Consider the following 12,969-nt stretch of genomic DNA (forward strand, 5'->3'; position numbering starts at 1 on the left):
CCAAACTCCGAACACTGGACAGGCATGAGCACAGAGCTGAGCGCGGCATCCAATTTCATCCGCAACATCATTGACGAAGACAATCGCTCGGGCAAATGGGGCCAGCGCGTCGAAACGCGCTTCCCGCCGGAGCCGAACGGCTATCTGCATATCGGTCACGCAAAAGCCATTTGTGTGAACTTCGGTATCGCCCGCGACTACGATGGCGTGTGCCATCTGCGCTTCGACGACACCAACCCCGAGAAAGAAGAAACCGAATACGTCGACTCGATCATCGACATGGTCAAGTGGCTCGGTTTCAGCTATCAGACGCCGCAGAAAGAACATCTCTACTTCGCGAGCGACTATTTCGAGCAGCTCTATCAAGCGGCCGAGATGCTGATTCAGCGCGGCAAGGCGTATGTCGACAGCCAGAGCGCCGACGACATGCGCGCCAATCGCGGCACGCTCGTCGAGCCCGGCAAGGACTCGCCGTTCCGCAATCGCACCGTCGAAGAAAACCTCGACCTGTTCCGCCGTATGCGTGCGGGCGAGTTCGCCGACGGTACGCATGTGCTGCGCGCGAAGATCGACATGGCGTCGCCCAACATCAACTTGCGCGACCCGGCCATCTATCGTATCCGTCACGCACATCACCATCGTACGGGCGACGCCTGGTGCATCTACCCGATGTACACGTACGCGCACCCGCTCGAAGACGCCATCGAGAACATCACCCACAGCTTGTGTACGCTGGAGTTCGAAGACCAGCGTCCGTTCTACGACTGGGTGCTCGGTGAGCTGGCAGACGCGGGCATGTTCAGCCGCCCCACGCCGCAGCAGATCGAATTCGCCCGTCTGCAACTGACCTACGCGATCACGAGCAAGCGCAAGCTGCGTCAGTTGGTGGACGAAAAGCACGTCGACGGCTGGGACGACCCGCGCATGCCGACGCTCGTAGGCCTGCGCCGTCGCGGCTTCTCGCCCGAGAGCCTGCAACTGTTCTGCGATCGTATCGGCGTGGCCAAGTCGGCGTCGTGGATCGACATGAGCATTCTCGAACAGGCCCTGCGCGACGACCTCGACCCGAAGGCGCCGCGCGCCACGGCAGTGCTCGATCCGCTCAAACTCATCATCGACAACTACCCGGAAGGCAAGCAGGAAGACTGTCAGGCACCGGTGCATCCGCACTTCCCTGAGCGCGGCGTGCGTACTTTCCCGATCTCGCGCGAGCTGTGGATCGAGCGCGAAGACTTCCAGGCCGAGCCGGTCAAAGGCTTCTTCCGTCTCTTCCCGGGCAACAAGGTTCGCCTGCGCTACGGGTACGTGGTGGAGTGCACTGGCTTCGATACCGATGCCGACGGCAACGTGAGCGCCGTGCATTGCAACTACTTCGAAGACAGCCGTTCGGGCACGCCGGGCGCTGACAACTACAAGGTCAAGGGCAACATTCACTGGGTGAGCGCGCCGCACGCACTGGCGGCGGAAGTGCGCATTTACGACCGTCTGTTCCTCGACCCGAACCCGGATGCCGGCGACAAGAATTTCCTCGACGCCATCAATCCGAACGCCAAGCGGGTCACGCAGGCTTATGTCGAGCCGGGCATGCTGAACTTCGCGCCGGAAGATCGCGTGCAGTTCGAGCGTCACGGTTACTTCGTGGCGGACCGTCACGATTCGGTGCCGGGCAAGCCGGTCTTCAACCGGATCGTCTCGCTCAAGGACAGCTGGGCAGTGAAACCGGCCAAGGGCGGCGGCAAGTAAGCTCTGCGCCTGACATCAGTTGAACAAAACCCGCGCCCTCGTGCGCGGGTTTTGCATTTCCGGGACGGTGGATCGGGGCTTTCGGCCGCTCAAATACCGACTATAACGAGGCCACATACCCGACGATGACGGTTCGGCGTAAGCTCGCCGCCATCGCTGCGTTGCTGTCACTGGCCGATCCGACGACCGCGCGCGAGCCTCCTCTCACGTCCGCCTACGTCGCTGTCGTTTCCCTCATGTCCGTGCCCCGCTCGCCCATCGTAACGCCCCCGCCCACGTCGAAAGCCTCATCGTCGCTGGCCAGCGAGCGTCGATGGATGATTGCAGAGATGCGTGGGGGCATGGCCAACTTCGCGCAAATCTACTTCATGCCGTCGCCCGGCATCGGTGCGTTGCTTCTGGCCGTGCTCGCGCTAGCCGACCTGTCGGCCGCCATGACGGGGTTGGCAGCGAGCGCGAGCGCCTCGGGTTTTGCCATCGCACTGCGGATGCCGCGAGACCGGCGTCGGGCGGGCCTGATCGGCTATAACGGGGCGCTGACCGGGATTGCCTTCGGCGCCTTGTGGCAACCGGATGCCAGCCTTGCCGCCTGGCTCACGCTATGCGTGGGCATGAGCGTCGTCGCGACGGCCATCCTCGCTCGATACCGGATTCCCGCGCTGACTGGCCCCTTTGTGGTCGCCATGACCATGACATGGGCCCTCCGACCCTGGCTGGATCTGCTCCCCCGCAGCGGCGCTCTGGCGTGCGATGCAGGCACGCCCGGCTTCGTCTTCTGCGCTGTCGGACAAGTCGTCTTCATCGCGCCGCTGGTGCTGGGTCTGCTCACCTGGTACGTGCTGGCGCTCGGGAATGTGCGTGCGACGCTCTGGGCGTTGATCGCTGCCATGACCGTCTGGATGATCTTTACCTTGATGGCAACGCCTTGGCCCTCCATGACTGTTCAGATGGGAGGCGCCGGCGTCAATGCCTTCCTTGCCGCGCTTGGATTAGGGGTTTTCGGGCGCCCTCCAAAGCTTCGCCTGCTTGGCGCGATGCTGGCCGCGACGATCTGCGTGGTACTGGGCACATGGCTCGCGCCATTGCGATGGCCATACTTCACCTTGCCGTTCAATCTGGCCGTCTGGCTTGTCCTTGGGATCGGCGCATGGCGTGGACATCAGGCGAAACAAAAGGCCAAACAAGAGACCAGGCAAAAAGCGACGGCATAAAAAAATGCCCGGAACGCTTACGTTCCGGGCACTCGCTCAACGCGAACCCCGTGGTTCGAAGCTGCCGTCTATGCGGCCAAGGATTAACTCCAGCTTCCCCGTGTGGTTTTGGCCTGCCCTTGCTCGTTTCAGAGCATTTTGAGCACATCTGCTGTTGTAGTACTGCTTCCTCCCTGACGCTCACTAACGCCCCCCGACGTTGCGAACCGATATCGAAGCCCAGGCCTCTTGCGTGCCATACCCGTATCAACGGCCGACCACGGAAAAAGTTGACCGGGGTATACACGTATCTGCGCACGTATCTGCGTGGATTCGCACTGGGCAGAATTTACCCCGCGATCATTCGTCTTCGGCCCCGGCCTCGCTGGACACCGCGGGCGTCTTCACCACGGCGTATCTCGCCAACGTTTCCTTGCGCGCCACGTCGTGCGCCACCAACGGGTGCGGATAGTCGCGTCCGAGCGTCACCTTGGCGTCTCGTAGTACTTCAGCGTCGACACGCCACGGTGCATGAATCGCCTTGTCCGACAAGTCGGCCAGTTCCGGGACGTATTTCCGGATAAAGCGGCCCTCCGGGTCGAACTTCTCCGACTGCGTGACCGGATTGAAAATTCGAAAGTACGGTTGCGCGTCGCAACCGGTAGAGGCGGCCCATTGCCAGCCCCCGTTGTTTGCCGCCAGATCGAAGTCGTTCAACTGACGCGCGAAGTACGCCTCCCCGCGCCGCCAGTCGATCCCGAGATCCTTGACCAGAAAGCTGGCCGTCACCATGCGCAGCCGATTGTGCATGTAACCGGTCTGATTGATCTGACGCATGGCCGCGTCTACCAGGGGGTAGCCCGTGCGCCCGTCGCACCACGCCTGAAAAAGTGCGTCGGCTGCCTTGCCGGACGCCCACTCGATCGCATCGTAGGCCGGCTTGAAGGCGTTACCGACGACATCCGGATGATGGTGCAGGATCATGAAATAGAACTCACGCCAGATCAGTTCGCTGAGCCACGTCTTCGCGCCATTCCCAGCGTCGCCGCCACGCAGCATGGCGGCATGCGCCTCACGCGCCAGCGTCCGGATCGATACCGTGCCGAAACGAAGATGCACCGACAGATAGCTCGGTCCCTTCACGGCCGGGTAATCGCGCCGCTCGTGGTAGTGCGACATGCGCGGCAGGAAGTCGTCGAGCAACTGGCGCGCCCCCGCCTCGCCCGCAGGCACCGCCATACGGCGTGACGTCGGCACGTCGAATCCGAGAGACGCCAGCGAAGGCAGTTTGCCGTGACCGTGCGGCGGCTTCGCCAGACGTTTCAGGTCTGTCGGGCGTCCATGCGGCGCCAGGTCGACCGGACGCACCTGCTTGAGCCAGGCGCGTGAATACGGCGTAAAGACGCTGTAGGGTTCGCCCTGCGCCGTCAGGATCTCGTTCATCTCGAAGATCACCTGATCCTTGACCAGTTCGAACGCCACGTCCGAATCCGCCAGGGTGCGGGCGACGGATCGGTCGCGAGCGACGGCGGCCGGCTCATAATCGCGGCCGGCAAATACCGCCTGCACCCCCAACGATTTGGCCAACGCCGGAATTTCCGTCGACGGATCACCATGCCGGACGATCAACCCACCGCCCGCGTCGGCGAAGGTCTTCGCCAACTCGCCGACGCTGTCGTGAATGAACGCAACGCGACGGTCGTCTCGCGGCAGTTCGTCGAGGATCGTCGTATCGAAAACGAATGCGACGTAGACCTCGCCACAGGTCGCTAGCGCTTGCGCCAGCGTCGCATTGTCAGAGCAACGCAGATCGCGTCGCAGCCATACCAGCCCTTTTTGGAATTCGCTCATGTCTGATTGGCGCGACAGGTGTGCGCCGTCATCGGGTTAAGTCGCAGGTGCCTTGCGGAATCCGGGACGAATCCGCCAAATCCCGTACCATAGCGAGATCATGAACTTTACGCCATCGGCCTCGATTACCTCATGACTCGGAAGTTTCCGATTTTGGCCTGTTCCCGCCACGTTGTACCGACCCTGTGCAGCGCCGTTGCCGTGCTGATCCTTGCAGGGTGTGCAACGCCTTCGAAGCCTCACGGCGATTCGATGACTACACGCCAGACGAGCCCGGACGCCGCGACGCTGCGTGAGCGGCATCTGGCCGCCGCCGATGCTGCCGCCGATCAGTACCGCACCTGCCTTTACGGTCACGTCGCCCGTTACGTCAATCTCGTGCCGGACCCGATCCGTCTGGCCGACGAAGCCACCACCGAATGCGCACCGATTACCGAGCGTTTTCGCCGCGAACGTCAGGCCGCCATCGTGACGTACACCTCAGCATCGGACGCCGCGCAACAAGCCGACGCCGCCACCGTCACCCTTCAGACCGACGGTCTTCGTGTCGCTCGCGCACGTGCCACCGAGTTGCGCGCGCTTCAATGACATGAAGCGCCTATTTCAATCGCGCGCTTCGGTTACGTAGTCACCCGAACGTGCTTTCCCTAATCGGGCAAGCCCCGATTGGCGAAACACAGGCAGGTGACCAAAATGAAATCGCCCTCTTACGTCCTTTTGGGGGTACTGCGACAACGTCATTTGCCCGCTTCGGCGGGCATTTTTCTTCGGCATCCACAAGAATATGCCCAGGACGTTCAGGGCGGGGAGACTGCGATGTGCGTCTTCTGCAAACGCGTCGACGTTACTTGTCGTCGTGCGCACGCGGCACCGTCGCGTCCGCGTCCGGTGAGTGCTTTTCCGGCTCGTCGTGTCCTAGCCAACGGTGCGCGAGCGATTCGATACGCCCGCCGAGCGCCAGCACGATAAGCAGCAGCACCATGGCCACCAACGCAATATGCCAGCGACCGAGGCCGCAAATGATGCCGATTCCGGTCGTGCTCCACAGCGCTGCGGCTGTCGTAAAACCATGGACCGAAGCCCCATGACTCGGCCGGATGATGCATCCCGCACCGAGGAACCCGATCCCCGCGACGATACCTTGCACGACGCGACTCACTGACGATCCGTCGTACGGCAGCGCCGTCCCCGGAAACGGCACCACGGCGAGCACGAACAACGCCGATCCGAAGGAAACGATAGCCAGTGTCCGCAGGCCGACCGACTTGTGATGCAGGTTCCGATTGAGCCCGACCAATCCGCCGAGGATCAACGCGGCAGTCAGCCGCAGTGTGACTTCGATGATCTCCGCCATCCCTCACCTCACGCGTCTATGCAGTTCAAGCCTGCGTGGGTGCATTATCGCCCGATGCAGACGATGAGTGCGTCGATTCATCCGGTCCATCATGGCCGTCGTCCCAATCGTCGAACAAGCGTAACTGGCGCGTTGCCTGCGCTTCAAGCAGCCGGACCCCAACGCCCATCAGCCGAACCGGACGGCGCTTTCGCCCCACGGCTTCAGCCAGCAATTCGCGGCACTGCCCCGGATCGACACCCAGCGCCCCCGCCTCCGCTGTCGTCCGTGAAAAGTCGGCAAAACGAATCTTGACGAACACCTTGGCAATCGCCAGCGGCTCATTGCGTCGGGCTCGACCAATTCGCTCGGTCAACTGACGAAGCAAGGGTTCGAGCGCCGTCTCGCACTCAGCCAATGTCCGCAGGTCACGCGTGTATGTCGTCTCGACGCTAATCGACTTGCGTTCGCGGTCCGGGCTGACCTCCCGGGTATCGATCCCGCGGCAGCGCTCGAACAAGCGCTGTCCGAACACACCAAAGCGCTCGGTGAGATCGGCCATCGAATGGCTGCGCAGGTCGGCGCACGAATCCACCCCAAGCGCACGAAGTTTCTCGGCCGTGACCTTGCCAACGCCGAATAGTCGCTCGACAGGCAGGACCGCAACGAAGGCATCGACTTCGGCAGGCTTCACGACGAACATACCGTCAGGCTTGCGCCAGTCGCTGGCAATCTTGGCGATGAATTTGTTGGGTGCGACGCCGGCCGATACCGTCAACCCAACCTCAGCGGCGACGCGCGCCCGGATCTCGCGGGCGATAAGCGTGGCAGATCCGCCGCAGTGCTCGCTGTCGGTGACATCGAGATACGCCTCGTCCAGCGACAACGGTTCGACCAGCTCCGTGTAGTCACGATAGATCGCCATGATCCGTTTGGACGCTTCCTGATAGCGCTGCATCGTCGGCGCAACGATGCGAAGCGTCGGGCAGAGTTTCATGGCCTGCGCGGAAGGCATGGCGGAACGCACGCCAAACGCGCGCGCCTCGTAGTTGCATGTCGCCACCACGCCGCGCTGATCCGGCTGACCGCCCACCGCCAGCGGAATCCCACGCAGCGACGGGTCGTCACGCATCTCTACGGAAGCGTAAAAACAATCGGCGTCGCAATGAATAATCTTGCGCAGAGGGGCTGAAGGGTCTGTCATGGCGGGTGGCGGAAACACTGTGCAAATATACAGCATTCGCACACATTCCGCGTCCCATCGGTAACGTTTGTCCGACCTATCTCATCCGCGCCACGAGCGTCGCCGGATCACCGTACCGGCAAGAACTGAAGGAACTGCGCCCCCAGCAAGTTCTGAACGTAGCCGATACCGGCCCGACGGTACTTCTCGTCGAGCATCTCGGCGAGAAGATCGAGCCGACCGATGATCTTGCCGAACTCACGCTCGAAACTCACATTGCGCACATCGCCGATTTCATTCGCCAGCAGCAGCGGCTTGCCCGTCATATCGCGACGGCTCGCCAGTAACCACGCAGCGATTTCTACATTACGGGCCGCGTTGAAAATGCGTTGCGCGTCCAATCCGTCGCTGAGATAGAACACCGTCGTGCCGCCATGCGCGGCGATGATCGTGTCCGACAGGCTGAAGACGAAAGCGGCGACCCGATCGCCGCTAAAGGTCGGATCCAGTGACAGCGACAAGGCCTTCACATCACGCAAATCCTTAAGTGCCGCCAGCGTACGACGTCCCTCGACGGCAGCACGCAACTGCGCCATGGCGTCGGCCTGCGTCGCCGCCCCGCCCTTGTGCCATTCACGGGGATTGCGCTTGTAGAGCTTGTCCGCGAGCAGATACAGGCTCTCGAGATTCGCCCGCATGCCCAGCGTCGCCATGCGGTTGATGTCCGTCTGCGCCAGATCGGCCGTCGTCATCGATGTCGAACGGACCTTGCCTCGATCCGTCGGCGCGTCCTGATACGACGCGCATCCAGCACACGTCACGATGGCAACCACAGCACTCGCGACGACGGTGCTCACCCACCGCTGTCGCGCAGTGGGGATCGGCCATTGCCGTGGTCTGAGCGAAGCAAGCCGTCGAGTCATAGCGGAGTGGTCTTTGGTCAGCAAAGACTCTACGCGATCGAAGCCCCCGACTCGCGTCTAGCGGCCATGAAAAATTGTGACATTCGGTAACGCCTCGCGGCGCTAACACCTGTCATCGCCAGCGTGCACTCGCTGGCATGTGCCCCTCGCCGCTACGATTGCGGCCCCATCCCTCCCTCGCACAACACCCCTCGCTCCCCTCTACTATCCGCATCACGGCAGCAGTGCCCCTCTCGTTTGCGCAAACAGCGGATGCTCGATCGCTTCCTCAAGCCGAAGTACAAGTGTCACACAACAATCGACGTCAGCAAAACGTGCGGTCCAGTCGGCTTGCGACGCACTGCCAAACACGGCAGCCAATTCGGCCTGAAGCGCCATAGCGTCCGAACCGCCGATCGTTTGCCCTAACGACCAGTGACGCGCCTTCCAATCGCTCCGTTCGAGCACATCGCACAACGTCTCCCAAAACTTCAGTTCGAGTGCGCCAACGGCCATGTGACGGTCATCGAGTGTGCGGTACACCCGATAGCACGGCACGCCGCCATTGAGCAGATCCTTGCCCGCGCGTGAAGCACTGCCCTGACGATGCAGCGCGACCGCTGGAACGATGTTCGAGCGAAACACTTCGTGTGTCATCGAGATGTCCAGCCAACGCCCGCGTCCGGTGCGTTGCGCCGCGACGAGCGCCGCCAGCACTGCTTGTACTGCAGCCTGCCCGCCGCCATAAAGGTCGCCGATCTGGAAGTTCGGAACGATTGGCGCGTCGCTCGCGTCGGCCAGTTGATCGAGTACGCCCGCATAACCGATGTAGTTGATATCGTGTCCGGCCGCTTGCGACATCGGTCCCTGTTGTCCGTAACCGGAGATCGATGCCATCACCAACGATGGCCGCACCCCTACGAGCGTTTCGAAATCGAACCCCAGACGCGCCATCACACCGGGCCGGAACCCTTCAAGCAGGACGTCCGCGCGGGCAACATGCGCAAGAAAACGCGTGCGATCTCCCGCATTCTTGAGATCCAGCCGCTCGACAGTTTTTCCACGATTCAGGAGTCGCCAGAATGCTCCGGGTGCCGACTCCCCCTCTCTGAGCATCATCTCGCGGGCATAATCGCCCGCGCCCGTGTCCTCGATCTTGATGACGTGCGCCCCCATTTCCGCGAGGCGCTGACCGGCGAGAGGTCCCGGCAGCAGCCGCGTCAGATCGAGCACGGTTACGCCGGATAACGGTTTGTCTGAGGCGTCAGGCAATGCGGACGTTTGACGGGCGTTCTGGGCATCGAGCGTGTCGGTCATAGCGTGATGGTGGAGGCAAGGTGACGGTGGATGTCCATACCGTACCGCGCTCGCCCATCGAGCCGCAAGCAGACAACACGCCGACGCGCCTCGGAAAACTCCGAGAAATCGGCGCTCACCCCTGATTCGCGCCGTCTTTCCACAAAACGGGACCGGCGGGGTCGCCCGCGCCGGATGCATCGTCCGGCGTCGATCCGTCCACCGGTCCCGCCACCACCCCCTCGCTCAACAGACGCGCAATCTGGCTATCGGGATATCCCAGATCGCGCAAAATCTCGTTCGTATGCTCGCCCGATGTCGGCAACGGGCGCCGCGCGGGCAGACGCTGCCCGGCCATCGTGATCGGCAGCAATGGCACCTGCGTCTGCTCGCCGTCATCGGTCGTCAGATCGCCCAGTCCGCCACTTGCGAGCAAATGCGGATCGTCGAACAACGCTTCCGGTTTGACGATCGGCGCGAATGGCAAGCCGTGGCGCTCGAATGCCGCCGCGAGATAGCTGGCGTCGAAACCCTGCATCATGTCCCGCAACATCGGCAGCAACCAGTCGCGCGCCATCACGCGATCGTTATTGGTTGCCAGACGGGGATCGTCCGCCAGGTCGTGCCGCCCGAACACGTCGCAGAAAATGCGCCACTGGCTGTCACTCACGACGGCCAGGAAAATCTGCACACCGTCGCGCGCCGTGAAGACGTCGTACACGCCCCACGCAGACACGCGTGCCGGCATCGGATCGGGTGCGACACCGGTGACAGCGTACTGTTGCATGTGTTGCGCCGCGAGCAGCACGCAATTCTCGAAAAGCGCACCCTGTACTTCCTGCCCGCGTCCCGTCGTCTTGCGTTCGTAAAGCGCCGCCAACGCAGCGAGCGCACCGAACACGCCGCCCATGATGTCGTTGACCGACGTCCCCGCACGCAACGGTTGGCCCGGCGGCCCCGTCATGTACGCAAGTCCCGCCATCATCTGCACGACCTCATCGAGTGCCGTACGAACTGCGTATGGCCCCGGCAGGAAACCTTTGAGAGAGACGTAGACAAGGGCCGGATTCAAGCGAGACAACGTGGCGTAATCCAGCCCGATCTGGCGCATGCGCCCCGGCTTGAAGTTCTCCGTGAGCACGTCGGCGGTACTGACCAACCGCAAGATAAGTTCACGGCCTTCGGGGCGCGTCACGTCGACGGCGAGGCTACGCTTGTTACGGTTGAATGTTCGGAAAAAGCCAGCACCGGTGCCGAGCAAGCGCCGCGTAGCGTCTCCCCCGACCGGCTCTACCTTGATGACGTCGGCGCCGAGATCGCCTAGCACCATGCCGCATGCCGGGCCCATCACCATATGCGAAAACTCCACGACACGAATGCCTTTGAGCGGCATCGGCGCCGTGGGGAATGCGTCCTGCATCGGCTAACCTCCGGAACTGACTCGCGAGGCCTCGCCCCCACACCGCGGCGACACGCGCGCCAGGTGGGTCGCGAATCCGTCGCGTCGTAATTGATCGAAGCCCACGATGTACCCCGCCAAGGCACTCGCCGCCACCGTGGCCGGACTGCCCAGCCACATTTGTCCCGGCCCGGATCGACCGGGGAAATTACGGTTCTGGGCGCTGATGACTACGTCGTCCGCTGCCGTCGACACGCCGGGACCTGCGTTGACACAAGCACCGCAACCGGGCGAGAGCATCGTCACGCCTGCGGCCCTGAACACTTCCGCGTAACCCTGTGCTTCGCACCAGCGACGCACGTCTTCGCTTCCATATTGCAGATAGAAGCGCACGCCATCGGCGACACGATGCCCCTGCGACAGGCCCCATGACAGCACGTCGTGACACGCGCGCAGATCGTCGCGCTTGCTGCCCGTACACGAGCCACCGTACGCAATGTCGATGGGCACGGCGGCCGACAGCTCGGTGAGCGCGACACCGTTGCCCGGATCCCCCGGACTCGCCACCATCGCGCCGACCCGCCCGCAGTCAATCTCGATCACATGCGCATACGACGCCTGCGTATCACTCGTCATCCACGTATCTAACGTGACATCGATACCGCGTCGCTCGCGCAAGTAGCGTACGGTCTCGTGATCCGGTACGACCAACCCCGTCAGCCCGCCGATCTCGGCCACCATGTTGGTGAGCGTGGCCCGTTCATCGGTCGACAAGTGCGCCACCGCTTCGCCGGAAAATTCGATGATCTGCCCGATGGCGCGGCCATCGCGGATGTACGGTAAGTGCAGCAGATGCAGGGCGAGATCCTTGGCGCCGACGCCCGTCGGCAAGCGAGAACGGAGGTGGACGAGGCACGTACCCGGCACCGCAAGTCGTGCGTCTCCCGTCAACCAGGCATTCGCCATCTCCGTGGCGCCCACGCCAAAGGCGAAGGCGCCGACCGCGCCGCAATGGGGCGTGTGAGAGTCCGTACCGACGATGATCTGCCCCGGTAACGCATAGCGTTCCAGCATCAGCGCATGGCAGATCCCCTCGGAGCCGCCGCCCGCTGCACGTCCGTGCAAACGCACGTCGTGCTGCGTACAGAACTCGCGCTGAACGGTGCCCAACCGCCGAGCGGCGTCTACGATTTGCGTTGAGCGGCTGCCATTGGCGGACAGCGCGTCGAGATGCGTCAAATGATCTTCGAAGCAAAGAACGGTCGACGGATCATGCAACGCCGGTATTTCGTCTCCAAAAGCGTGACGCAGGAAGCTGACGGCCATCGGTGTCACGTACTCGTGGGAGAAGCGCCAGCTTGCGGGGACGAACACCGCATCTCCCGCCCGTACGCGGTCAACGCCCAGTGCTCGCGCGATGATTTTTTCGCCGTAAGTCATGGCGCCCGGCGCATGCGCAGGTTGCGGCGGCACGATGTCTCCGGACAGTCTGCGGCGCGTATAGCCGAACAACCCGCCGCTACGGACAATGGCCTCGCCCAACGGATCGCAGTCTTCGAGAAACGCCTCGATGGGAATCGCCTCGCCGCGCTGCAAGCGCTCGGCAAGGGCAAGATCGGTGGACATCAGGAGACCGAGATTCTGGCAATTCTGCGCATAGATGCGCTCGAAACTCTCGGCAATCACGATACGGATGCCGGCACACCACTCGGCGAATGGGCTGGCCTCGCGCGACGACCCTTTGCCGCGACGCAACCCCGCCACCGACAACGCGAAGCCCCCTTCACGCACCGCCTTTGGCTTGACCGGGAAGACGCCCGTCGGATCGGCCGTGTCCTCGCTGCATCGCAAACCCGCATAAACGTAATCGCCAAGCGATTCGTCGAATGCAAGACATGCCCGGGCGGGCGTCATTTCGTCGGTGGATATCTGATCGCGCAGCGGACTCGCTTCGGCACGCGTCAGGTCTTCCCCCGCCAGTTGACGGACCATCGCATCGGCCCGGTCGCTCAACCACAGTACCCGGCCGTTCAATTGCACGGTGGCTTGCATAAGATCGCTCCTCGAATGTT

At 62.7% G+C, this 12,969-nt stretch carries 10 protein-coding genes; 3 read left to right on the forward strand and 7 right to left on the reverse strand.

Going from position 1 to position 12,969, the window contains the following annotated elements; all coding sequences use genetic code 11:
- The first annotated feature begins 24 nt into the window (after positions 1-24).
- Positions 25-1,743: a glutamine--tRNA ligase/YqeY domain fusion protein gene (locus C5N93_RS12450; RefSeq protein WP_150721427.1), complete on the forward strand. Its 1,719-nt coding sequence runs from the start codon at positions 25-27 to the stop codon at positions 1,741-1,743.
- A gap of 125 nt (positions 1,744-1,868) precedes the next feature.
- Complete coding sequence (locus C5N93_RS12455) at positions 1,869-2,954, forward strand: urea transporter (RefSeq protein WP_242559493.1); 1,086 nt, start codon at positions 1,869-1,871, stop codon at positions 2,952-2,954.
- Between the two features lie 339 nt (positions 2,955-3,293).
- On the opposite strand, the gene C5N93_RS12460 is transcribed toward C5N93_RS12455, so the two are convergent.
- Entirely contained in the window at positions 3,294-4,784 is a 1,491-nt protein-coding gene (locus C5N93_RS12460; protein ID WP_242559494.1) for a deoxyribodipyrimidine photo-lyase, read from the reverse strand.
- 252 nt (positions 4,785-5,036) lie between these two features.
- Here C5N93_RS12460 and C5N93_RS12465 point away from each other — a divergent pair, with 252 nt between their 5' ends.
- Positions 5,037-5,372 carry a hypothetical protein gene (locus C5N93_RS12465; protein ID WP_242559495.1) on the forward strand — a complete coding sequence of 112 codons (336 nt, stop codon included), beginning with the start codon at positions 5,037-5,039 and terminating at the stop codon, positions 5,370-5,372.
- A 256-nt stretch (positions 5,373-5,628) separates the two neighbouring features.
- Here the strand turns inward: C5N93_RS12465 and C5N93_RS12470 are convergent, their stop codons facing one another.
- The 6 genes from C5N93_RS12470 to C5N93_RS12495 all read right to left on the reverse strand — a co-directional run bounded on the left by C5N93_RS12470 (position 5,629) and on the right by C5N93_RS12495 (position 12,949).
- Positions 5,629-6,138: an MgtC/SapB family protein gene (locus C5N93_RS12470; RefSeq protein WP_069341737.1), complete on the reverse strand. Its 510-nt coding sequence runs from the start codon at positions 6,136-6,138 to the stop codon at positions 5,629-5,631.
- 25 nt (positions 6,139-6,163) lie between these two features.
- Positions 6,164-7,357, reverse strand: coding sequence for a DNA polymerase IV (gene dinB / locus C5N93_RS12475; RefSeq protein WP_242559496.1), 1,194 nt, complete (start codon positions 7,355-7,357; stop codon positions 6,164-6,166).
- Positions 7,358-7,428: 71 nt separating this feature from the next.
- A complete protein-coding gene (locus tag C5N93_RS12480; RefSeq protein ID WP_242559497.1) occupies positions 7,429-8,157 on the reverse strand; it encodes a hypothetical protein in 729 nt (242 codons plus the stop codon).
- A gap of 279 nt (positions 8,158-8,436) precedes the next feature.
- Entirely contained in the window at positions 8,437-9,519 is a 1,083-nt protein-coding gene (locus C5N93_RS12485; RefSeq protein WP_242559498.1) for a CaiB/BaiF CoA-transferase family protein, read from the reverse strand.
- A gap of 115 nt (positions 9,520-9,634) precedes the next feature.
- Entirely contained in the window at positions 9,635-10,918 is a 1,284-nt protein-coding gene (locus tag C5N93_RS12490; RefSeq protein ID WP_242559499.1) for a CaiB/BaiF CoA-transferase family protein, read from the reverse strand.
- A gap of 3 nt (positions 10,919-10,921) precedes the next feature.
- On the reverse strand, positions 10,922-12,949 hold the full coding sequence (locus C5N93_RS12495) for an aconitase family protein (protein ID WP_242559500.1): 2,028 nt from the start codon (positions 12,947-12,949) through the stop codon (positions 10,922-10,924).
- Positions 12,950-12,969: the final 20 nt, after the last annotated feature.

Source organism: Pandoraea sp. LA3 (assembly GCF_022696215.1).
GTDB classification, from domain to species: Bacteria; Pseudomonadota; Gammaproteobacteria; order Burkholderiales; family Burkholderiaceae; genus Pandoraea; species Pandoraea capi.